The 21,532-nt window shown below is 49.3% G+C and carries 22 protein-coding genes, 1 pseudogene and 1 riboswitch; of the genes and pseudogenes, 5 read left to right on the top strand and 18 right to left on the bottom strand.

What is annotated here, in order from left to right; all coding sequences use genetic code 11:
- Nucleotides 1-50: 50 nt before the first annotated feature.
- Nucleotides 51-1,364 carry a cyclic 2,3-diphosphoglycerate synthase gene (locus LZ11_RS01360; RefSeq protein ID WP_148865915.1) on the bottom strand — a complete coding sequence of 438 codons (1,314 nt, stop codon included), beginning with the start codon at nucleotides 1,362-1,364 and terminating at the stop codon, nucleotides 51-53.
- Between the two features lie 306 nt (nucleotides 1,365-1,670).
- Here LZ11_RS01360 and LZ11_RS01355 point away from each other — a divergent pair, with 306 nt between their 5' ends.
- The 3 genes from LZ11_RS01355 (at nucleotide 1,671) to LZ11_RS01345 (ending at nucleotide 4,406) form a co-directional block, all read left to right on the top strand.
- Nucleotides 1,671-2,171 carry a Spy/CpxP family protein refolding chaperone gene (locus LZ11_RS01355; RefSeq protein ID WP_170240254.1) on the top strand — a complete coding sequence of 167 codons (501 nt, stop codon included), beginning with the start codon at nucleotides 1,671-1,673 and terminating at the stop codon, nucleotides 2,169-2,171.
- Between the two features lie 157 nt (nucleotides 2,172-2,328).
- Entirely contained in the window at nucleotides 2,329-3,018 is a 690-nt protein-coding gene (locus tag LZ11_RS01350) for a response regulator transcription factor (RefSeq protein WP_148865911.1), read from the top strand.
- A complete protein-coding gene (locus LZ11_RS01345) occupies nucleotides 3,015-4,406 on the top strand; it encodes a sensor histidine kinase (protein ID WP_148865909.1) in 1,392 nt (463 codons plus the stop codon). The genes LZ11_RS01350 and LZ11_RS01345 overlap by 4 nt, the downstream gene beginning before the upstream one ends.
- A gap of 43 nt (nucleotides 4,407-4,449) precedes the next feature.
- Here LZ11_RS01345 and LZ11_RS01340 read toward each other — a convergent pair whose 3' ends face one another.
- The 6 genes and pseudogenes from LZ11_RS01340 to LZ11_RS01315 all read right to left on the bottom strand — a co-directional run bounded on the left by LZ11_RS01340 (nucleotide 4,450) and on the right by LZ11_RS01315 (nucleotide 10,777).
- Entirely contained in the window at nucleotides 4,450-5,127 is a 678-nt protein-coding gene (locus LZ11_RS01340; RefSeq protein ID WP_148865907.1) for a GntR family transcriptional regulator, read from the bottom strand.
- Nucleotides 5,128-5,211: 84 nt separating this feature from the next.
- On the bottom strand, nucleotides 5,212-6,291 hold the full coding sequence (uxuA, locus tag LZ11_RS01335) for a mannonate dehydratase (protein ID WP_148865905.1): 1,080 nt from the start codon (nucleotides 6,289-6,291) through the stop codon (nucleotides 5,212-5,214).
- Nucleotides 6,292-6,307: 16 nt separating this feature from the next.
- A pseudogene (locus LZ11_RS12620) lies at nucleotides 6,308-7,587 on the bottom strand (TRAP transporter large permease).
- Nucleotides 7,588-7,591: 4 nt separating this feature from the next.
- Nucleotides 7,592-8,068 (bottom strand): TRAP transporter small permease, encoded by a 477-nt coding sequence (locus LZ11_RS01325; protein WP_148865903.1) that lies wholly within the window; start codon nucleotides 8,066-8,068, stop codon nucleotides 7,592-7,594.
- 15 nt (nucleotides 8,069-8,083) lie between these two features.
- Nucleotides 8,084-9,109, bottom strand: a complete 1,026-nt coding sequence (locus tag LZ11_RS01320) for a C4-dicarboxylate TRAP transporter substrate-binding protein (RefSeq protein ID WP_148865901.1) — start codon at nucleotides 9,107-9,109, stop codon at nucleotides 8,084-8,086.
- Between the two features lie 66 nt (nucleotides 9,110-9,175).
- Nucleotides 9,176-10,777, bottom strand: coding sequence for a mannitol dehydrogenase family protein (locus tag LZ11_RS01315; RefSeq protein WP_148865899.1), 1,602 nt, complete (start codon nucleotides 10,775-10,777; stop codon nucleotides 9,176-9,178).
- A 312-nt stretch (nucleotides 10,778-11,089) separates the two neighbouring features.
- A riboswitch (cobalamin riboswitch) is annotated at nucleotides 11,090-11,267 on the top strand.
- A gap of 143 nt (nucleotides 11,268-11,410) precedes the next feature.
- Between LZ11_RS01315 and LZ11_RS01310 the strand changes: the two genes are divergently transcribed.
- The gene (locus LZ11_RS01310; RefSeq protein WP_148865897.1) at nucleotides 11,411-11,905 is read left to right on the top strand and encodes an ECF transporter S component; all 495 of its coding nucleotides are present in this window, start codon (nucleotides 11,411-11,413) and stop codon (nucleotides 11,903-11,905) included.
- On the top strand, nucleotides 11,895-12,632 hold the full coding sequence (locus LZ11_RS01305) for an AIR synthase related protein (protein WP_148865895.1): 738 nt from the start codon (nucleotides 11,895-11,897) through the stop codon (nucleotides 12,630-12,632). The genes LZ11_RS01310 and LZ11_RS01305 overlap by 11 nt, the downstream gene beginning before the upstream one ends.
- On the opposite strand, the gene LZ11_RS01300 is transcribed toward LZ11_RS01305, so the two are convergent.
- The 11 genes from LZ11_RS01300 to LZ11_RS01250 all read right to left on the bottom strand — a co-directional run bounded on the left by LZ11_RS01300 (nucleotide 12,633) and on the right by LZ11_RS01250 (nucleotide 21,497).
- On the bottom strand, nucleotides 12,633-13,577 hold the full coding sequence (locus LZ11_RS01300; RefSeq protein ID WP_148865894.1) for a hypothetical protein: 945 nt from the start codon (nucleotides 13,575-13,577) through the stop codon (nucleotides 12,633-12,635).
- A 57-nt stretch (nucleotides 13,578-13,634) separates the two neighbouring features.
- Complete coding sequence (gene fabZ, locus LZ11_RS01295) at nucleotides 13,635-14,057, bottom strand: 3-hydroxyacyl-ACP dehydratase FabZ (protein WP_148865892.1); 423 nt, start codon at nucleotides 14,055-14,057, stop codon at nucleotides 13,635-13,637.
- Between the two features lie 24 nt (nucleotides 14,058-14,081).
- On the bottom strand, nucleotides 14,082-14,360 hold the full coding sequence (locus LZ11_RS01290; protein WP_148865891.1) for a rod-binding protein: 279 nt from the start codon (nucleotides 14,358-14,360) through the stop codon (nucleotides 14,082-14,084).
- Between the two features lie 13 nt (nucleotides 14,361-14,373).
- A complete protein-coding gene (flgG, locus tag LZ11_RS01285; protein WP_148865889.1) occupies nucleotides 14,374-15,180 on the bottom strand; it encodes a flagellar basal-body rod protein FlgG in 807 nt (268 codons plus the stop codon).
- 80 nt (nucleotides 15,181-15,260) lie between these two features.
- The gene (gene flgF, locus LZ11_RS01280) at nucleotides 15,261-16,046 is read right to left on the bottom strand and encodes a flagellar basal-body rod protein FlgF (protein WP_148865887.1); all 786 of its coding nucleotides are present in this window, start codon (nucleotides 16,044-16,046) and stop codon (nucleotides 15,261-15,263) included.
- 20 nt (nucleotides 16,047-16,066) lie between these two features.
- Nucleotides 16,067-17,065 (bottom strand): rod shape-determining protein MreB, encoded by a 999-nt coding sequence (gene mreB, locus LZ11_RS01275; RefSeq protein ID WP_148865885.1) that lies wholly within the window; start codon nucleotides 17,063-17,065, stop codon nucleotides 16,067-16,069.
- 92 nt (nucleotides 17,066-17,157) lie between these two features.
- Nucleotides 17,158-17,406 carry a sporulation transcriptional regulator SpoIIID gene (spoIIID, locus tag LZ11_RS01270; RefSeq protein ID WP_148865883.1) on the bottom strand — a complete coding sequence of 83 codons (249 nt, stop codon included), beginning with the start codon at nucleotides 17,404-17,406 and terminating at the stop codon, nucleotides 17,158-17,160.
- A gap of 113 nt (nucleotides 17,407-17,519) precedes the next feature.
- The gene (locus LZ11_RS01265; RefSeq protein WP_246110667.1) at nucleotides 17,520-18,332 is read right to left on the bottom strand and encodes a M23 family metallopeptidase; all 813 of its coding nucleotides are present in this window, start codon (nucleotides 18,330-18,332) and stop codon (nucleotides 17,520-17,522) included.
- Between the two features lie 65 nt (nucleotides 18,333-18,397).
- Nucleotides 18,398-19,402, bottom strand: coding sequence for a stage II sporulation protein D (gene spoIID / locus LZ11_RS01260; protein WP_148865879.1), 1,005 nt, complete (start codon nucleotides 19,400-19,402; stop codon nucleotides 18,398-18,400).
- 77 nt (nucleotides 19,403-19,479) lie between these two features.
- Entirely contained in the window at nucleotides 19,480-20,787 is a 1,308-nt protein-coding gene (gene murA / locus LZ11_RS01255) for a UDP-N-acetylglucosamine 1-carboxyvinyltransferase (RefSeq protein ID WP_148865877.1), read from the bottom strand.
- Entirely contained in the window at nucleotides 20,751-21,497 is a 747-nt protein-coding gene (locus LZ11_RS01250) for a YwmB family TATA-box binding protein (RefSeq protein WP_170240253.1), read from the bottom strand. Before LZ11_RS01250 ends, murA begins: the two co-directional genes overlap by 37 nt.
- Nucleotides 21,498-21,532 lie beyond the last annotated feature (35 nt).

The following is a 21,532-nucleotide window of genomic DNA, read 5'->3' as shown; positions in this document are numbered from 1 at the left end:
GGAGATGACCAAAAAGGGCTGTCCCTTTACGGTGACAGCCCCTTATTCACTTACTGGAACCTCCGGAGCAGATCCTCCAGAGTGGGCGTACCGATTTCCTGTAACCTGTACCTGACTCTTACCGTGGGTTTATTGAGCTTCGTTATCCTGGTCAGGTCGATGGGCGTACCGATTATAACCGTGTCACACTCGGCTCTGTTGATAGTTTCCTCAAGTTCCTTCACCTGTATGTCTCCATACCCCATAGCCGGCAGAATCGCCGAAAGGTGGGTGTATTTGGCGTAGGTGTCCTTTATGCTCCCTACGGCGTACGGCCTGGGATCCACTATATCGGCGGCGCCGTACTTCTTGGCAGCCACGTAACCCGCCCCGTAGGTCATCTCGCCGTGGGTGAGCGTTGGACCATCTTCCACCACCAGCACCCTCTTGCCCTTGATCTTAGCCGGATCTTCCACAAATATCGGAGAAGCGGCCTCTACCACCTGAGCCCCCGGGTTCACCTGTTCGATACTTTTACGCACAGCATCAATTCCCTCGGAGGAAGCAGTGTCAATCTTGTTAATCACCACCACGTCGGCCATTCTGAGGTTGGTTTCTCCCGGGTGGTATTTTACTTCATGGCCGGGCCTGTGGGGATCTACCAGTACAATGTGCAGGTCGGTGTTGTAGAAGGGGAAGTCGTTGTTTCCGCCGTCCCATACTATTATGTCGGCTTCCTTCTCCGCCTCCTTCAAGATCACGCCGTAATCCACGCCTGCATACACCACTATGCCCATATCGATATGGGGTTCGTATTCTTCCCTTTCTTCGATAGTGCATTTATGGCGGTCCAGGTCTTCGTAAGTGGCGAACCTCTGGCACACCTGCTGGCTGAGGTCACCGTAAGGCATAGGATGTCTTATAGCCACTACTTTCTTTCCCATATCCTTCAGTATCTGGCATACCCTTCTGGTGGTCTGGCTCTTTCCCACGCCCGTCCTGACGGCGCAAACCGATACCACCGGTTTCACCGATTTGATCATGGTGCTCTTCGGTCCCATGAGCCTGAAATCCGCCCCGGCGCTGAGCGCCCGGGAAGCCTTGTGCATCACTTCTTCATGGGATACGTCGCTGTAAGCAAAAATCACCTGGTCGACTCCCATCTCCTTTACCAGCTCTTCCAGCCGGCTCTCGGGATATATGGGAATACCGTCGGGATACAACCTTCCCGCCAGGTCGGCCGGATATTTCCTTCCCTCGATATTCGGTATCTGGGTAGCCGTAAATGCCACAACCTCGTATAACTCGTTGTCCCTGAAATAGGTATTGAAAACGTGAAAGTCTCGCCCCGCAGCTCCCATTATTATGGTCCTGATGCGTTTCATCCGTACACCCTCCCCTTGATAATTTGTATTTTAGCCGAAAATTAAAAGCAAAAAGCGTGCCAAACCTGCAGCGGGGTATAAAAACCGATTAGAGTTTTGAAGCCGCAAAAGATTTTTGCTTACTCTAATAATTTTTGCATTTTGACCTTAAAATATAAGTTCCCTTCCCGTTACACCGGCATTAAGGAGGTTTGAGTTTATTAAGGTTAATCTTAAGATTTTCTTTAGATTCTTCTCATAAGTTTCTTAAATTTTATGGCTACAATAAGTTTAGAGACAATGAAAAAATGAAGGGAGTGGATGCGCGTGTCTAAAAAAATTGTTGCTCTGGGAGTAATGGCGGTAATTATCCTGGGAGCTGCAGCCATGGCCATGGCTGCAGGGCCCGGAGGCCAGCGAACCGCCGGTGTAAATCCTCCCACTTTGCCTCAGTTGAATCTCACCGATGAGCAGTACAGCCGGCTCAAGGAGATAAGAACAGAGTTCTACCAGAAGATGATCGAACTTCGAAATGAAATGGACAAAAAGCATTTTGAGCTGCAGGATCTTTACTTTTCTAAAAATCCCGACCAAGACGCTGTACAGGCTAAATTCGAAGAACTGAAAGATCTCAGGGATAAAATGTTCAACCTCAAAAAAGAATATTCCGAAAAAATGAAGAATGTACTGACAGAGGATCAGCTTTCGCAGCTTCGGGGATTCAGGGGGCCGGTCTTCGGCATGGGGCCCGGATTCTGCCACGGTTTCGGCCCCGGCAAAATGGGGCGGTTTTTCGGTCCGGAATATGATCCCGGTAAAACTCAATAATTGAGCTCGAACTTTTTCTTACGGGGCGGCCGGTGAAGTTATACCGGCCGCTCCGGCTTTTATGTATATTTTTTCGTAAATTGATTGCAGTTATGCTATACTTTATTTAAGGCAAATAATAAATTGCGCTATTGATGTACGGGCAAGGAGGGAAGATGTGGGCGGTTACAGGATACTGGTAGTAGACGATGAGGTCAAGCTGCTGAACCTGATAAAAAATTATCTGGAAAAGGAGGGTTTTGACGTCACCATCGCCGACAGCGGCGGGGAAGCCCTGAAACTTCTTGAAACGCAGAAGTTCGACCTGGCGGTGCTGGATATCATGATGCCCGAAGTTACCGGATTCGACATCCTGAGAAACATCCGGGAAAAAATTAAAATTCCCGTCATATTCCTGACCGCCAGGGCAGAAGAACAGGACAAGCTGCTGGGCCTAGAGCTGGGCGGCGATGACTACATCACAAAGCCCTTCAGTCTCAGGGAGCTGGCCGCCCGGATCCGTGCGGTCCTGAGGAGAGTCAAGCCCGCCGGGGCGGCAAACACTATTCTGGAATACGGCGGTATAAAGCTGGATCTCAACGAAAAAACCGCCTTCCTTAACGGCCGGCCTCTCTCCCTGACACCAACGGAATTCAGGATACTGGCGATTTTGATGGCCAACCCGGGAACTGTAGTCTCCAGGCTGCGGATACTGGAAGAGGTGCTCGGCGGTTACTACGAAGGGTACGAAAGAACCCTAGATACGCATATCAGTAACCTGAGGAAAAAACTGGGGGACAACCCCTCAAATCCTTGTTACATCAAAACCGTCTACGGCGCGGGTTATAAACTGGGAGGTCTATCATGAGAAAGAGGGGAATAGGATTTCGCGTAACGGCTAGCCTGGTGGCCGTATCCCTACTGACGTCAGCGCTCTCCATCCTGTTCTTTTACTCCCTGACCAGAAAGGCGTTTAACGACTACGTGAGAAAGAACCGGACCCAGTTAGTCCTGCAGGTGAGCAGGATCGTGGGCGATGTATACGACCAGTCGGGATGGGCGGGCGTTCAGAGTCTGTTAGAGGACATATCCTACATGAGAAGAATGCACGGCCCCCACATGGGGATGAGACCGGGCTCCATGGGCGGCATGGGGCTGATATTTTTACTACAGAACGATATAATTGTAACCGATGCATCCGGCAGGATAGTGGCATCCACGCCGGGCTTCAACGGGCAGGTGCGGACCGCCAGCATCACAGCACCGGTGTATTCGGAAGGTGAAATCGTGGGCTTTGTCACCGTAAGATCCCCCCTCAGGCCCGCCGAGAGGAGCCTGGAATTCGTCTTCTACAGGACTTTGTCCTCCTATTCCCTCTTTTCGGTGGCCTTCGGCCTCGGCCTGGCCCTCATAATAGGGGCGCTGGTTTCCAGGCGGTTGACGGAACCGGTAAGGCAGCTTTCGGCAGCCGTGAGGCGTTTTTCCGGGGGGGAGAGGGATGTGCAGATCACGCTGAAAACCGGTGATGAGCTGGCCGATCTTGCTGAAGACTTCAACGCCATGGCCGAGAGCATCAGAAAAAGCGAGGAGCTGCGCAGGAACCTCACCGCCGATATAGCCCACGAGCTGCGGACCCCCATAGCCATAATTCAGGGCACCCTGGAGTCCATACAGGAAGGGATGCTGGAGCCCTCGCCCGCTCTGATGCTCTCCCTGCAGGAAGAGGTCTCGCGGATGACCCGCCTCATTAAAGACCTGTCGGATCTCAGCCTGGCCGAGACAGGCAAGCTGGAATTGAACAGAACCCGGATCTTTCCCGCCGAGCTCGCGGGCAAATTCATCCATTTCAAGACCAAGGCCGAGGCAAAAGGTGTACGGTTTGACATCAACCTCCCCCGGAACCTGCCCGCCGTATACGCGGATCCAACCCGCCTGGTCCAGATAATTACCAACCTGCTGGCCAACGCCCTGCAGCACACGTCTTCCGGCAGCATAGAACTATCCGCAGAAAAGGCCGAAGGAGGGGTGGTTTTCAGGGTGAAAGACACCGGCGGCGGCATAAAAAAAGAAGACCTCCCTTACATCTTCGAGAGGTTCTACAGGGCGGAAAAATCCCGTTCCCGCAGGACCGGGGGTATGGGGCTGGGCCTGGCCATAACAAGAGGCCTGGTGGAAGCCCACGGCGGCAGGATCTGGGTGGAAAGCCGCGAAGGCGAAGGGTCGGTTTTCAGCTTTTTCATCCCCGCCGCCCCTTAAAAAAGGAAAATTGGATTTTTTGTACTATTAAGTCCGAAAGGTTTTATTTAAAATATTCAGGATGTACTTCTTTTAAGTAGGTCTGATCAAAAATCACTCTGGTAAGGTGCTTCTCCATTAAATCCGCTGCCGTCTTTTCATCTTTGTCTTTTATGGCCTGTAATATCTCTTTATGGTCATTAACAGTCCTTTGCATATCCATTTCTGCAAGGTTAAGGATACGCACCCTGTCAAAATGCGACATCATGCTTTGAATAAGATTATAGGTTGTCACTTTATTACAGGCTTTGAATAAAAGCTCATGAAAATGGTTATCTAAGGAAAGTAGGCGCTTGAAATCTTTGCGAATTACACAGGAATTCTGTAACTGCAGATTTTCCTCCAAAGCTACTATATCGGCCTCGGAAATCATTTTACAAGCAAGCTGTACAACAGCTTTTTCAAGCACACACCGCACAAAACGGGATTCCTCTACCATTTCCATATCAATCCGCGAGATATACGTTCCCTTCTGAGGATATATCTCGACCATCGATGATTTGGAAAGCTCTATAAATGCCTCTCTCACTGGTGTGCGGCTCACACCGAGGATTTCAGCTATTTCATTTTCGCTCACAAGCTGTCCGGGCTTGAGATTCATATTTATAATGTTGTGCCGCAAAACCCTTATTACATATTCCCTTGCATTTTCTTTTCCATTTCTTTCAAGCACTTCAAGCATGATTTTGCACCCACTTTCCGGTGTCTCGATTAAGATTATAAGCACTAAGTCAATAAACGTCAATAAATGCAAAAATTGGTTTTTTTAACTTTTACGGCTCATTTTATCAATTGCTTCCCATAAGCCCTGCAGATATGTCGCACCAAGGGCTCTGTCATAAAGACCATAGCCGGGACGGCCTGTTTCTCCCCAGATCATGCGGCCGTGGTCGGGACGTACATACCCCGTAAATTTTGTGTCATAGAAAGCTTTGACTATCTCAAACATGTCAAAGGAACCGCATTGTGACAAGTGTGCGCTTTCGTAAAAATCCTTGTCCGACTCAAATTTTAAGTTCCGGATATGAGCGAAATGAACCCTTCCCTCACCCACAAATTCCCTCACGATAGCAGGGATGTCATTGTTTTTATTTGCTCCCAATGAACCCGTACAGAGGGTTAGGCCGTTATACGGGCTCTTATTAAGGTCAAGGAATTTGCGTATATTTTCTCTGCTTGTTATCACCCTGGGCAGGCCAAATATAGGCCATGGTGGATCGTCCGGGTGTATGGCCAGCTTTATATCATATTTTTCAGCATATGGTATTACACTGTCAAGGAAGTATTTAATATTCTTCCAGTACTGTTCCTCGCTGACGTTTTTATATTTCTCTATGGTAACAGACATCTCTTTTAGCCTGTCCGGCTCCCAACCAGGCAGCTCAAAGCCGTTTGACTGCTCACTAAATCGATTGGCAAGATTGCTGGGATCAATTTTTAAAATATATTCATGATTATATGCCATGGTATTGGAGCCGTCTTCCAATGGCCTTGCAAGGTCGCTCCTTGCCCAATCCAGTACAGGCATGAAGTTATAGCATATTACTTTCACACCTATCTGTGATAGATTTTCCATCGTATTGATATAAGCCTCTATATATTTATCCCTTGTTTTTTCTCCCAGTTTTATATCCTCATGGATATTTACGCTCTCTATTACTTCAACCTTTAGGCCGTAACTCTCAACTTCTTCTTTTAATACCTTTACTCTTTCTAAAGGCCAGACCTCTCCTACAGGTATATCCATTAGACTAGTTACTACACCTGTTATGCCCGGTATTTGCCGAATATACTCGAGAGGAATTTTGTCGAATCCTTTTCCGAACCATCTAAAAACCATTTTCAAGTAACATCACACTCCACTAGTCAAAAATAAGATTTGGAATGAAAAGAACTAAATCCGGAAAGGCAATCATTATTCCTACTACCGCTAAAATTGCAATAAAAAATGGTATAGCTTCCTTTGTGGTTTCTTCAGGTGAACATTCCATTAAAGATGATACCGTATACAGGGCCACACCAAGAGGAGGTGTCATTATTCCCATGGTAACGACAGTCATCATAAGCACGCCGAAGTGCACCGGATCTATTCCGACACTGGTAACAACTGGCAGCAATATGGGAGTAAGAAGCAAAGCCAAAACAGTAGTTTCAACAAACATGCCGGCGATCATGAGAAAGACAACAATTATTAACTGAAGCAGTATGGGATTTGCAGTTATGCCAATAAGGAACTCGGCAAGTTTTTGGGGTACTCTGTCATATACAATGCCGTAACCAATAATACCGGACAATGCAATTATGAGCATTATCGAACCTATGTCCATGGCACTATCCTTTAAAGTCCGCATAAATGACTCCCATGTGAGTTCTTTATATATAACCGCGCCGACAAAAATGGCATAAACTGCGGCAAAGGCACCGGCTTCGGAAGGTGTAAAAACACCGAAACGTATCCGACAATTAATATGACCGGAAAAATAAGTGCCCAGAAACTTTCTTTAAAGGCAATGAAAATTTCCTTTAAAGAGGCCGGCTTTGCTTTTGCAGGCAAATATCCGCGTTTTCTTGCGGATATGGATACAGCCAGCATAAGTGCAGCCATCATGAGGAATCCGGGAACAATACCTGCGGCAAAAAGCCTGCCCACCGATACCTCACCGACTGAACCGTAAATAATCAATCCCATACTTGGAGGAATTGTGGCGGTTATTAAAGCGGATAGCCCGTTTATTGCCGCACTGTAGCCTCTTGAATAACCCTTTCTGAGCATTTCTGGGCCGAGAATTCGTGTTTCCATCGCAGCATCCGCTGTGGCCGAACCGGATACGCCCCCCATCAGGGTGCTGAGAACAACGCTTATCTGGGCCAGGTTGCCGTACATATGACCGGTAAGCACATCTGAAAGTCTTATGAGTTTTTTGGTTATACCTGTGTTATTCATCAAGTTACCGGCAAATATAAACAACGGAATTGCGAGTAATGTAAAAGATTGAGTTGAAGCTACAACTCGTTGAACAACTATGGAGAATGGTATATCGGGTGTTGTAAGGAAATATGTCACACCGGAGATACCTATGGAAAAGGCCACAGGCATACCGAAAGCCAGCAAACCCAAAAATATTATTAATACGAGTAACATAACTTCACTTCCCTTTAACTACAGGTGTTTTTGCAGCTTTATAAATCTTTATACCGGTTGAAATCATCATAAGAAAAGATCCCACCGGTACACTGATTGTAGCCCAGGAGTAGCTTATACCTAATGTCTGAAATAAACGCTTTGAACTTTCCAGTGACAATGGTATACCATACAAGACAAGGGAAGCCAGAAAGGCAAGTATAACTATCTGCCAGAGTATATAAAGTCCCTTTCGAGCGCCGGGTGATAATTGTTTTATTATCATATCCACATTTACAAGGTCGGTATTTCTGAGAGCCATATCGGCTCCCAGAAATACTGTCCAGGCGAAGAGCAATAAGGAAAGATCTATTGCCCAGTTAATGGGAAACTTTAACGTGCGGCATATTGCTGATGAAAACACTAAAAATACAACAGCGCACAAAAATACTTGAACCACTAACTCCTCAAATTTACAAAAATATCTATACAGTGCTTTCATCTCTCTCACCGTCAGTTATTTTTTGCCGATTTCTGCATAAATCTTTTCCTTGAGTTCCCTGAACCCCAGGGCATCATAAGCTTTATCGGCCGCTTCCTTGAATGCTTCTATATCAACCTCGACAACTTTCATGCCTTTTTCAACCATCTTCGCTTCATACTCATCAGATAGTTTCATAATTAGTTTTGCATTTTCAGCAGCAACCGCCTTTGTTTCATCGCGTAGAATCTGCTGATACTCTGCTGGTAGTGTTTTAAACCACTTTTCGCCTACAATAATACCGTTAACAAGCTGGAAATGAGCTGTCTTGTTTATATACTTGAGAACCTCATATAATCTTGATGAATAGGTAGCAGTATGCTGACCTTCCGCCCCGTCAATAGCCTTCTGCTGCATAGCCGGGTAAACCTCCGTCCAGGGCATCGAGACAGGTGTAGCTCCCATGGCCTTAACAGATTCCGACCAAACCGGTGCACCCGGTGTTCTTATTCTTAAACCGTTAAGGTCAGCGGGTTTTGTTACAGGCTTGTTTGTAAGGAAATGCCTTGCACCGTCATACCAGTTGAAAGAAAGTACTCTGATACCGTGTTCCTCGGCGAGCTGCTTTTCCCATTCTTTAAATGTATCACTCTGTGTTACCTTCAATATATCTTCATAGCTGTCTGCGAAGTAAGGCATACCGATAATACCCATTTCTTTTACATAGTTTCCCATACGGCCGCCATCGGTGAGTACCGCCACATTTACACCTTGAATTGCCTGCTCGATTACATCTTCATCGGAGCCAAGCTGTGCGCTGGGATAAACTTCAATTACAAGCTTTCCACCGGTCTTTTCGGCAACTCTTTTTGCCAGCTCTTTAAAACCATCTACCATTGGGTGCGTTTCATTCAACTGCGTTGACATTTTCAGCGTATACACCTTACCATCATCGGCTGGAGCCGAATTTTCATTGCCTTCGGGTTTGGAGCCGCCAGAGCATCCCGTCATAACCACCAGAACCATTACAAGCACCAGCACTACCGATAAAATCTTTTTCATTTTTTTCCTCCCCTTTTATTAATCTCAGCCATATGCATATATGCATATGGCCAGTATACAAGACTATTAAATGTTAATATATTTTTCCAGAGTCTTCCTTACGGCACCCTTACCGGCTACTAGTTCCTCAAACATGCCCTCAACCTTTGATGCAATGCCATATTCATATAAATTTACACCAAAAATTTTGCTGTCGGATAAAATCGGCCTTAGAATCTCCGTAAAGGGGCCTCTATCACCGAGAGAAATCTCCTTGACATACCCCTGCAGAACTTCAAGCATCGGGTCGGGGCTTAATGTAAATGGATTCCCCTCGTCGTCAACTCCCATTAGATATCGGAGCCAACCCGCAAAGAACAGCGGTATATATGTCAGTGTGGATAAATCTTTTCCGTAAGCAATATATGCCTTTAGGGTTTCGCCAAAACGAACGGGGATTTTTTGCGACGTGTCGCAGGCAATCCTCTGCGGAGTATCCGGTAAAAAAGGATTGGGCAGTCGTTTTTCAATTACCTCGTTTATAAAGTCTTCAGGTCTTATAATGCCTGGATCAACCACTACCGGCAGTCCTTCTTCATAGCCGGCTTTTTGAATAAAAGTCTTGAGGTGTTTATCTTTCATTTCTTCTGATATTGAAGTATAGCCGAGGAGACAGCCGTAAACAGCCAGGATTGTATGAAGGGGATTCAAACAGGTGCAGACTTTCATCTTTTCTACCTTGTCCACCGTTTCCCTGTCAGTAAATATAACACCCGCTTTTTCCAGGGGTGGTCTTGAATTCGGGAAGGAATCTTCAATTACCAGATATTCAGTTTGCTCCGCGTTTACAAATGAAGATATATATGTATTTTTGGCTGTGCGTATAATGTCAGCACCCTCAAAGCCGTCAGCTTCAAGTACGGCTTTTACCCGTTCAGAAGGACGCGGAGTTATTTTATCAATCATACTCCACGGGAAGGATACCAGACGCGGATTGTTGATATAATCAGCAAAACCCGCATCCACCAATCCTCTTTTTACCCAGTTATCTGCAAAAGTTCTTACCGCATTACAAAGCTTTGTTCCATTATGGGAGCAGTTGTCCATACTTACCAATGCAACAGGCAACTTTCCCGCCAGATATCTTTTATAACATAAAGCGGCTACCTTTCCCATGAGACTCTTAGGCTCTTCAGGAAGATTCTCAAAGTCGCTGAGCACATCCGGATAATATTCTCCCTTAGAGTCCGTAAGCGAATATCCTTTTTCGGTTATAGTAAAACTCACCATCTGCAGCGAAGGAGATGTAAATATCCTTTCAAGCTCATCCATGTGGTCTTTTGCGGGAATTGCATGAACTACGCTGGCTACGACCTTTTTATCCATGCTTCCATCGGCTTTTAAAGTGACAAGCAAACTCAAATTATCAAAAGGAGCATACGCCTTTTCAATAATTTCTTCATCAAAGGACTCACATACTATTATCCCTTTGTCACAAAAGCCTTTATCAAGAAGAGTTTGCTGCAATACCGCCGGAAATGCTCTGAATATATTTCCTGCACCAAAGTGAAGCCATATGGGCTCTTTTAGAGTCCTCTCTCTGACTGCCTCAACGTCAAAAGCAGGCAGTTCATATCCCCTTTTTTGCCAGACTTGTTTGTTTTTCAGGTCATGGATGCTCAGTTTCATATAATATCACCTGTATTTCAGGCTGTTTGTACTCGCCTGAATATTTTCACTTACATACTACCATATTAGTATGCTGCTTGTCAATAACTTTTTAACACTCTGGACGCATCAAATAATTTCATCAAATAATTTCAATTATTTGATGAAACCATTACCACTTGAACTTCATTTTAATCCTGAACGGAAGGAAAATGGTAAAACCATGGATAATAGTAAATCAGAACGCGGCATACGTATACACCCGTGTCTCCACAGAAGTACAAGAGTTGACAGATTGCTGTAAACGGTTATATAATTATTTTCGAACAGCTAAAAATTTGAAACCTTCAAGGTGCCCCTTTCCGGGGAGAATAGGGAAGTCCGGTGAAAGTCCGGCGCGGTCCCGCCACTGTAATGGGAAGCCGCCTTATAAGATGCCACTGGGAAACCGGGAAGGCATAAGGCGGCGATGAACCAGAGCCAGGAGACCTGCCTTGAAAGGTAGCCGTCCGGGGATGATGGTAAAGTCCACGGTCTAATTTACAAATTAGACTGTGGGCTTTTTTGTTTACCGCTCCGGCACCGGCCCGTTACCTGCCGATTAATTTACGTACCGGAAATTCCCTGAATAATTTCGGACAGGAGGTATGATTGATGATCGGTCAAAAAACAAAAGATCTCACCTTAACCGCCATGTTTATAGCCCTGAGCTTCGTGGGAGCAGGCATAAAGGTGCCCAGCCCCACGGGAACCGTGGCCTTTGACTCGGCCCCTGGGTACATGGCCGCTCTCTTTCTCGGTCCCGGTTACGGAGCTCTCACCGCCGCCCTGGGCCATTTATTTACCAGTATGAGCGCAGGCTTCCCGCTGTCACTTCCTCTGCACCTTTTAATAGCTGCGGAAATGGCATTTTTCGCTTGGGTATTCGGCCTGACGGCCAAAAGGAGTCTCATACTTGCGGTGGTCGCCGCCTCGCTCATGAATGGAATCCTGGCTCCCGCAAGTTTCATACTCATCCCCGGCTTCGGACCCGGGTTTTTCACGGCTATGGTGTTTCCTCTAGTAGTGGCCTCGGCCCTGAATGTAGCCGCTTCGGCACTGCTTTACAGATACATACAGAGGACAAAGGGTGAAGACCATGCCGCATAAAAATATAGCCCCACCGAACAGGGACGTCGCCCTGGTGGAGCTTCAGCCCGGAATCTATCTGGCCGTGGCCTGCGATTCCGCGGGAGGCATCGGGGAGAAGGAAAGGGATGTGGTGAAGGTCCCGCCTTACATCACCGGCCGGTTCACCTGCCGGGTGACGCTAATGGAATTGCTGGCGATAGGTGCGGATCCCCTGGTCCTCACCGCAACTATATGCAGCGAACCGTCGCCGACGGGTGAGGGCCTGCTGAAGGGCGTTATGGACGAACTCTGCGCGTCGGGCTTTAATATACCCATCACCATCAGCACCGAAAAGAACATCCCTACCTGCCAAACCGGGCTGGGCGTGACCGCCGTCGGCCTCGTTAAAGAAGGGGGGCTGCGCATGGGCAGGACGGAACCGGGAGACGGGGTTTACTGTCTCGGCGTTCCAAAGGTGGGAAACGAGGTCAGCCTCCACGACCCCGATATAGCCGATACCGGTGCCGTCAGGCGGCTGCTTTCCCTGCCGGAAGTGCACGATATAATTCCGGTGGGTTCAAGGGGGATAAAGGGTGAGGTGGAACACCTGGCAAGAGTGTCGGAACTGTCGGTGCGGTGGGAGCTCTGTCCGCCCGTAAATACGAAAAAACCGGCGGGACCTTCTACATGCGTCGTTTTTACCGCCTCGAAGCTGCCGGACATAAAAGGGCCCAGCCCGGTTTTCCGGCTGGGAACTCTCTTCTAATCATTCCTGCTGTACGCTTTTTTCCGCGTCCTTTATATTTTTTTCGGCTATCTGATACTTCATCTTGATCAGATTGGGATCCCCGGCTCCGATGGCTTCGGACAGCTCCTTCAGGGAAAATTCGACCTTGCTGGCCATCGTGTTGTCTTTCAACTGCGATTTGCCCATTTCCCACTCCTGCAGGGCCCTATCCATCGAGGCGGCAGCTTCCTGACCCTGATTGTTGAGAGCCCTGTACGCCGCATCCCTTGTGTAATATAATGTTCTCTTTACGCCTATTGCCGGCCCGCCCTGAAACAGCCTGCCGAAAGCCACGGTTCTGTCATAAAGGTCGTTGGCTGCCAGCACGCCGCCGTAAAGGTCCTGCCTTGTCAGCATTTGGGTCAGTTCGTTCAGTTTAGTGTTAAAGGCGGTGATCATCTCCATTCCCGCCCCTTTTTTCAGGGCTTCTTCCCGGAAATTGTTCCACTGGGAATGGATGAGAAATACCATCTTTTCGTATTTAGTCCAGTCGGGCTTTTGCTGGCTGCCGGCCTGTTGCTGACTCCCATCCTGCTGCCCTCCACCCTGCTGCTGGCCCCCGCCCTGGCTCCCCTGCTCTTGCTCTTTAGACTGGCCTTGATTCTGGCCCTGTTTCTGCTGTCCTCCCCCCTGCCCGCCGCCTTTCTGTGCTCCCTGGCCGCCCTGACCCCCGGAGCCTCCTTGAGTTCCTCCCGGTGGGGCCTGGAAAGCCAGGTAGTCTTTTTCAAACTCTTTAATGAGCTTTTCCACATCTTCCTCCAGCTGCTTCAGCGCGAACATCCCCTTTTTTTGCTGATCCGAGCTTTTGGGGGAAGACTTGGCGGACCCTCTGGAGCAGCCCGCCGCTACGGCCAGGCACAGCAGGAGAATCGAAACTATTAGCCCGTACGTTAAAAATACTCTTAAGGTCTTGGGGTGTTTCACGTCTAAACCACCTCGTTTCACCTTAAGAGTATTTTTCCCGGTCTTTGCCCTTTTTATTTAAACCAGGGCGAACATGAGCTCCCCTTCGGCGGCCGTTTCACCGTTGACGGTGGCTCTGGCCTTTCCCTTACCGACGGAGCCTTTGAGCTTTATTATCTCCACCTCCAGGGTGAGCACATCTCCCGGTACCACCTGTCTTTTGAACCTCATACCGTCGATACCGGCAAAAAGGGCGAGTTTCCCTTTGTTCTCTTCGGCGCTCAGGATGGCGCAGGCGCCCACCTGGGCAAGGGCTTCTACTATCAGCACGCCGGGCATGATGGGCCTGCCGGGGAAATGCCCGGCAAAAAAATGCTCGTTGGCGGTTACGTTTTTGACTCCTACGGCCTTCCTGCCGGGTTCCATTTCAAGGATCCTGTCCACCAGCAAAAAAGGATATCTATGAGGTATTATTTTCTGAATTTCTTCTATTCCCAGCATAAAAACCTCCGTTACTCACCGTCGTTATACGTATCGGGAGAGCTGCCTGTACAATTGTTCCGCAATTCCTATCCCATTATTCCTGGAAAGTTCCTCGGCCAGTGCGTCATCGTGCATGGACCGGGCTATGTCGAAAGCCAGGCCGTGTCCCAGAAATCCCGAATTTGGCACGGTCTCTCGCATCTCTTTTAGAAGGTATCTCAAAAAGATTGCCTCGAACTGCTTGCATACCTTTTTCAATTCGGATTTCGCCCTTTCGGCTTCAACGGCCGCAGCGACGGGGCTTACGGATTCTACTTTCAAGCCTCAGAACCTCCTATCTCCTGAGATTATTGGCTTCGCCCAGCATTTCGTCGCTGGTCTGGATGGCCTTTGTATTTATTTCATAGGCCCTCTGGGCTACGATTAAATTCACCATCTCTTCCACGACCTGCACGTTGGACATCTCCAGGAAGCCCTGCAACACGGTACCGAATCCCGGTTCGCCGGGGTCCTGTTTCAGCCGGTATTCTCCCGATGCCGCCGTCTGCTCAAAGAGGTTGTTGCCCACGGCCAGCAGGCCCTCGGGGTTTAAAAATGTGGCCAGGGCGATAGTTCCAATTTCCTGAATATTGCCGTCCCTGTCGCGGCCCGTTATGGTGCCGCCGGCCGATATGTTTATATCCGTGAGGTCTTCGGGTATCGATATGTAATCCTCATCGGTGCTGAGCACGTAATATCCTTCAGACGTGACCAGGTACCTGTCGGACCCGTCTATGGATAATTTAAAGGATCCATCCCTGGTAAAAGCCCGGCTTCCATCGGGCCTTTCCACCACGAAAAAGCCTTCCCCCTCGATGGCCAAGTCGAAGGTATTTCCCGTCTGCTGGAGGTTACCCTGGGTGAAAAAGCGGGTAGTCGAGGAAGGTCTTACGCCATGTCCAACCTGCAGTCCCACCGGATTCCCCTGTCCGGGCTGATAAACATCGGGCCTCCGTAAGGTCTCGTAAAGCAGATCCTTAAACTCCACCCTGCTTTTTTTGTAGCCGGTGGTGTTTACGTTTGCCAGGTTATTTGAAATCACGTCGACGTTGAGCTGCTGGGCAAGCATGCCCGAGCCCGCACTCCAGAGCGCTCGCATCATGGCAAAATCCCTCCCCATTAAATCTCGCTGCCTCAATCGTTCAGCAGCGGAGGGCCCCTGCAATGCAGTCCGGCCCTATTTTATATTCTCGCGATTTCGTTTACAGCGCTAGCCAGCGTGTCATCGTGGGCTTTTACAACCCTCTGATTCGCCTCGTAAGCCCTGAAGGCCGATATGAGGCTTACCATTTCAGAAACGGCGTTTACATTGGACCGCTCCAAGGCTCCCTGAATTATCCGGGCATCGGCCGGTAAGGGCACGCCCTCCTGAGCACTATAAAGGTTATCGCCCTGTTTTTCAAGAAGCGAACCCGCCGGAAAAGCCGCAATTCGGAGCCTGTCCACCAGCTGGCCGTCAAGATACACCTCTCCCCTGGTGTTTATCACTACCTTGCTGCCTTCCTTTAAGTTTACCGGGCCGTTCTCGCCCATTACGTAGTACCCTTCCCTGGTCACCAGAAATCCGCCGGCATCGATGGTAAAGCTGCCGTCCCTGGTGTAGCGGACTCCCTCCGGCGTCTGAATTTCAAAAAACGATCTTTCACCCGCTGCAGTATCCTCTATGGCCAGGTCCAGAGGGTTGGAGGTCATTTCTATCCGGCCCTGGGTGAAATCCACGTGGATTTCGTCCAGTACGGCGCCCGTCCCGAGCGCGCCTATAAACGGCACCGGATCGATTTTGAATCCGGCCCCTGCCGGTTCAGGATCGTCAAAGCGGTGGATGTTCATCTCCGGAAAAGCCCTGAACACGGCCCTGTCCTTTTTAAACCCCGTGGTGTTCACATTTGCCAGGTTGTTGGAGATGACGTCGGTCCTTGCCATCTCCACCAGCATCCCCGACGCGGAAGTATAAAGTCCTCTTATCATACTACTTATCACCTCCCCCCTCATCTTCTATAAACGGCTTTAGATCCCAGCATATCAAGGCATTCCAACGCCTTGCCGGCTCCCAAGGCGACACAGGAAACGGCGTCTTCCGCTATGTAAACCGGGATATTGGTCCGGTGGGCTATAAGCTTGTCGAGACCTTTCAGCAGAGAACCGCCCCCGGTCATGATTATGCCCCGCTCGCTGAGATCCGCCGCCAGTTCCGGAGGTGTCCTCTCCAGCACGCTGAATATAGCTTCGATTATCCTTTCTACAGGTTCCTGAAGAGCCTCACATGTCTGCCGGGCGTTGATTGTTATGGTCTGGGGGAGCCCGCTGACGAGGCTCCTGCCCCTGATTTCCAAAGATTCCGATGAACTGGCATCCGGAAACACTGTAGCTATGGAGATTTTCACTTCCTCGGCGGTGCGCTCTCCGATGGCTAGATTAAACTCCTTTTTTACGTACCTTATTATGGCTTCGTCGAACATATCTCCCGCTACCCTTATCGAAGTCCCGCACACGATTCCTCCCAGGGAAAGCACGGCGATGTCGGTGGTGCCCCCGCCGATGTCGACGACCATGCTGCCCATCGGTTTTGATATATCAAGGCCCGCTCCTATGGCCGCCGCAACAGGCTCCTCAATGAGGAAGGTCTGCCTTGCCCCGGCGGCGGCCGCCGCCTCGATAACGGCCCTCTTTTCCACCTCGGTTATCACCGCGGGCACGCATACCATAACCCTGGGGCGGAACAGTTTTCGCTGAATGACCTTGTTCAGAAAATGCTTGAGCATCAGCTCCGTTATAGTATAATCGGCTATTACACCTCCCCGCATGGGCCTTATGGCCACAATATTACCGGGAGTCCTGCCGATCATCTTCCAGGCCTGTTCTCCGACAGCCAGCACTTTGCCCGTATCCTTGTCCAAAGCTACTACAGAAGGTTCCTGGAGGACGATACCTTTCCCCCGTACGTACATTAGTACAGATGCTGTTCCGAGGTCTATACCGATATCCATGAAATTTATGTAACCTCCTGTCAAAACTTAACAGATACTTAAGTATAAATTCTACATATATACAAAAATTCCTTCTTTTTTCCAAATTTTTGTTAACAATTGAGGTACTTCCTTCTGGTGGCCCTTCCTCCCCTGATGTGCCTCTCGGCCTTGTTGAATTCCAGCACCTCCTTTACCAATTTCGCCTTCTCTGGATTTATCTCGGGAAGTCTCTCGGTCATGTCTTTATGCACCGTACTCTTGCTGACACCGAATATTTTAGCGGCCTGCCTTACGGTAGCCTTAGTTTCGATTATGTACGACGCAATTGCCAGAATCCTTTCTCTCATGTAATCTCTCACTTTTATTCCCCCTCAGCCCGTTTTTACTAAATATATATGTCGCTATTTACTTTGTTAGAAGAAAAAAATAAAGCACGGCCTTTAAGGGCCATGCTTTTTTAAAGGGGGGCTTTTTAAAGATCGGGGAGAAAGTTCCTTGGATCAATGCTCTCGGTTCCTTTCAGAACCTCGAAGTGAAGGTGGGGAGGATCCTCTATCTCATAGGGGGCCGTCTTACCGACGCCCCCTATGACGTCGCCTTTTTTAACTTGCTTCCCCTTCTGCACGAGGTTGTCTGACATCAGATTACCGTAGAGAGTCTTGATGCCGTTTCCATGGTCTATTACGACGACCACACCCAGCTTTGGATCGGAGTTTCGCACTTCGACTACCGTTCCGGCCATGGCGGCTTTAACCGGTGTGCCAGTATCCGCCGCAATATCCACGCCTTTATGGACACACCACTGCTCCAGGGTCTTGGAATATACCAGCCCGTCGGAGGAATGCTCCGTTATGATTTTTCCCAGCACGGGCATGGCCATTGTCGAAGGATTTCCGGCAAAAGCCTCAACCACACCGGCTTCGGCAGTTTTTTCGCCGCCCTTCACCTCAGCGGTATCCGCCGGCGGGATATCCTGAGAACCGGGAACCGGCTCGGCCGACTCTCTGCCGGGTTCCACCGCAGGCTCCTGTTCAACTTCCTGTTCATCTTCGGCCTTATCAGGTATTTTTTCTTCATTCAGATTGATTTCCCACTCTTTAGGAGCTGAGTAATCCTGCGGCTGCTGCGGGCCTTTGCCGAAAAACCTCAGGTACCAGAAGGCGCCGTTTACTGTAAAGAGCACCGCCAGAAATGCCACGAGTAAAAGCCTTTTTAAGGATATTTTCTTCCACATTTTTTGCATAATGGAGAAAAATTCTCTGATGGGCCGCCGGACGCGGAACATCTGCATCACCTCGTTAATATTATGACCATAATTTTCCTCCATTATGCATGCGTCGTTTATATAATTTATTTGAGCCCTTCTATCTTTTTAACCTCAACCCCCGTATAGTAGTGCTTCAGTATATCGACATAATTGGCGCCCCTTTCGGCCATGGCGTTGGCCCCGTACTGGCTCATACCCACGCCGTGGCCGTAACCCACGGTGGTGAATTTTATATTATCCCCGACCCTCTCCCACCTGAAGTTGGTGGAATTGAGCTGGAACAGTTCCCGGATCTCCGTGCCGTTGACCACCCTGTTCCCTATCTGAATTTTTTTAATCCTGCCGCCCTCGCTCCTCTCTACGACTTTCCACTGGCGTTCAGGGTTTCTGGGATCCAGCACTATGTCAGGCCATTTCTGCCTTAGTTTTGAAACAACCTCGTTGACGGGCACCTGCTTTACGGCCACAAACCTGGGCGAAGTCTCCTCGCCGGGGCTGGTTACGCTGCGCAGGTAAGGGATGAAATTCCCCCAGACGTCCTCGGAATTTTCCGTCTTACCGCCGCTGGTGGAGTGAAAAAGGGGGTCGATGGGCTTGCCCTGGTAAAGGATCACCATACCGGCGGTGCTTTTCACCGCCTGAGAGATCTTGCTGTAGTAGTGGTAAAAGGCGAATATCCCCCATTTTTTCAGCATCTCTCCCCTTGTTATCCAGGCCTGGCAGTGGGTCGGGTCGTCGCACACGTCGGCTTCCGGGTGCAGACTGCAACCGGTCCCTCCAGCCGATCTCATCCTTTTATATGCGTAGGTCCTGGCAGCCACCGCCTGAGCCTTCAGGGCCTCCATTTTAAATCCGGCCGGCATTTCGGCCGCCACCACTCCCTTTACATATTCCTCGAGGGGAATTTTCTCAATGCTGTTCTTGGAGGTCACATAGAGTGAGACCATCAGTCCCCCGGGCTTATCCACTTTTTCAGGCTCCCCGGTCCTTTCCGGCAGAAGGTCGCTGCAGCTCTTCACCACAACGGCAGGGAGGATAATTACCACGAAGAATATAAAAAAAACGAGGTAATACGCGGCGTTTCTCATTATATCCCAGCCCCTTTTTGTCTTATAAAATTTTATTTCCGGGATGCCGGGAATATGATCAATATAAAAAAAGAGCCTTATTCGGCTCTCTTTATTTTCGCTCCGATGGAACGCAGTTTTTCCACTATGTTTTCGTAGCCCCTGTCCACGTGCTGGGCGTTCATAACTTCGGTGGTACCTTCAGCCGCCAGGCCTGCCAGGATGAGGGCCGCCCCGGCGCGAAGGTCGGTGGCTTTCACCGGAGCGCCGGAAAGCTTTTCCACGCCTTCTATCATGGCGCTCCTTCCCTCTATCCTTATCCTCGCGCCCATGCGCTTCAATTCCTCCACGTGCATGAAGCGGTTTTCGAAAACGGTCTCGATTATCATGCTGTTGCCGTTGCAAAGGCTCAGATACGCCATCATCTGGGCCTGCATGTCGGTGGGGAAGCCGGGATAGGGCATGGTTTTTACATCCACGGGATTGGGCCTGCCCTTCCCCACGACCCTTATGCCGTCCTCGCCCTCGGTCACCTCCGCTCCGCATTCGATGAGCTTGGCAATTAGAGGCTTGAGGTGTTCGGATACCACGTTTTCCACCAGCACGTCCCCGTTGGTAATGGCGCCAGCGATCAGGTAAGTACCCGCCTCAATCCGGTCCGGTATGACCGTATATGAAATGCCCTTCAGGCTTTTGACGCCCTCAATCTTTATTATATCGGTACCTGCACCGCGTATGTGGGCCCCCATGGAATTGAGGAAGTTGGCCAGGTCCACTATTTCCGGCTCCTTGGCTGCATTTTCTATGATGGTCTGCCCTTCAGCCAGAGCGGCGGCCATCATTATGTTCTCGGTGGCACCGACGCTGGGAAAATCCAGGTAAATTATGTTGCCCTTCAATTTTTCACATCTGGCTTCTACAAAACCGTGCCCCAGGTCAATTTCGGCCCCCAGGGCGCTAAAACCCTTCAGGTGCAGGTCTATGGGCCGGCTGCCGATAGCACAGCCGCCGGGCAAGGATATCCTGGCCCTGCCGTATTTCGCCAGCAACGGGCCCATTACCAAAAAAGAAGCCCTCATTTTCCGCACAAGTTCGTAAGGGGCCTCACAGGTATCTATATTATCGGGATTTATCTTCAGCGAACTCTCTTTTGTTTCACACCCGGCTCCGAGGGAAGATAGTACCTCCCTCATCACCCTGACGTCTTCAAGCTCGGGGACGTCTTCGATCACGCACTCGCCCTCCGCCAGCAGCGACGCAGCCATAACGGGTAGCACGGCGTTTTTGGCACCGCTGGCCCGAACGGTCCCTTTAAGGCTCTCTCCACCTTCTATGATAAAACTCGACAATCCTTTTCCCCCCGAAAATTCTAGTATTCGACCGAAATGACGGGTACCCCCATCCATATATAAGTCCTGTCGTCATCGGGGCTGTACCTCATGGCGACGTTTACGTTGTAATTTTCGCCCATGATTTCGATACCGTCGGAAATAAGCGGGCTGTAGCCTACGAAGCTTTGAGTCTCCAGATCCTGCATCTTTTCGAATTCTTTTATATCAAGCTTTTCGCGTATCTTGTCGATAATTTTGTCCTTATCCGTCTGATTAAGTTTACCATAAAATGCCCCGGTGAGGCAAGTGGTAATTCTTGAATGCCCGCCGCTGGAGTTCACCGCTTCAATAACCTTCTTTTTCATGACCTTTAGTTTTCCAACATCCCTACCGGTAACATTTACCACCAGGTAGGTCTGCGGTTCCTTTTCATATTCCTCGGGCAGTTTTACCGACTGCACTATCACTCGCAGGTGGGTATCGTCATCCAGCATACCCTCGAGGGTAAGTATTCTGTACATATCGTCGGATTCCTGCGTCGAGGGGAAATTATTCTCACCGGCGCCGAAGATCCGGAGTACCTTTTCTGTGATATGCTTCATATCTGAAAAATCCATAAATTTTCTATTAATTACTGACCAGTCTGTCACATCGAAAGCTTCCGGCCGGGCCCCGGTAGCAGTAAAGGCCTCCAATAAAAGGTCTTCCTCCGCCATACTGAGGGAGACGACCGGGACGGTTAATAGAAAAATGAGTCCTATGACAACTATTTTCATAAATTTCATAAACATCTCCTCCTCATACGTTATTCATTAAGATT

Source organism: Thermosediminibacter litoriperuensis (assembly GCF_008124715.1).
Classification (GTDB): domain Bacteria; phylum Bacillota; class Thermosediminibacteria; order Thermosediminibacterales; family Thermosediminibacteraceae; genus Thermosediminibacter; species Thermosediminibacter litoriperuensis.
Note: the sequence above shows the minus strand (reverse complement) of the source record. Positions and strands in the feature narration are given on the sequence as shown.

Coding starts and splice junctions, on each gene's coding strand:
- LZ11_RS01345 (WP_148865909.1), top strand. CDS start 3,015: ATGAGAAAGAGGGGAATAGGATTTCGCGTAACGGCTAGCCTGGTGGCC.
- fabZ (WP_148865892.1), bottom strand. CDS start 14,057: ATGCTGGGAATAGAAGAAATTCAGAAAATAATACCTCATAGATATCCT.
- LZ11_RS01360 (WP_148865915.1), bottom strand. CDS start 1,364: ATGAAACGCATCAGGACCATAATAATGGGAGCTGCGGGGCGAGACTTT.
- flgG (WP_148865889.1), bottom strand. CDS start 15,180: ATGATGCGAGCGCTCTGGAGTGCGGGCTCGGGCATGCTTGCCCAGCAG.
- spoIID (WP_148865879.1), bottom strand. CDS start 19,402: ATGAGAAACGCCGCGTATTACCTCGTTTTTTTTATATTCTTCGTGGTA.
- LZ11_RS01320 (WP_148865901.1), bottom strand. CDS start 9,109: ATGAAAAAGATTTTATCGGTAGTGCTGGTGCTTGTAATGGTTCTGGTG.
- LZ11_RS01250 (WP_170240253.1), bottom strand. CDS start 21,497: ATGAAATTTATGAAAATAGTTGTCATAGGACTCATTTTTCTATTAACC.
- murA (WP_148865877.1), bottom strand. CDS start 20,787: ATGGATGGGGGTACCCGTCATTTCGGTCGAATACTAGAATTTTCGGGG.
- LZ11_RS01265 (WP_246110667.1), bottom strand. CDS start 18,332: ATGTTCCGCGTCCGGCGGCCCATCAGAGAATTTTTCTCCATTATGCAA.
- LZ11_RS01305 (WP_148865895.1), top strand. CDS start 11,895: ATGCCGCATAAAAATATAGCCCCACCGAACAGGGACGTCGCCCTGGTG.
- mreB (WP_148865885.1), bottom strand. CDS start 17,065: ATGGATATCGGTATAGACCTCGGAACAGCATCTGTACTAATGTACGTA.
- LZ11_RS01310 (WP_148865897.1), top strand. CDS start 11,411: ATGATCGGTCAAAAAACAAAAGATCTCACCTTAACCGCCATGTTTATA.
- LZ11_RS01325 (WP_148865903.1), bottom strand. CDS start 8,068: ATGAAAGCACTGTATAGATATTTTTGTAAATTTGAGGAGTTAGTGGTT.
- flgF (WP_148865887.1), bottom strand. CDS start 16,046: ATGATAAGAGGACTTTATACTTCCGCGTCGGGGATGCTGGTGGAGATG.
- LZ11_RS01315 (WP_148865899.1), bottom strand. CDS start 10,777: ATGAAACTGAGCATCCATGACCTGAAAAACAAACAAGTCTGGCAAAAA.
- LZ11_RS01340 (WP_148865907.1), bottom strand. CDS start 5,127: ATGCTTGAAGTGCTTGAAAGAAATGGAAAAGAAAATGCAAGGGAATAT.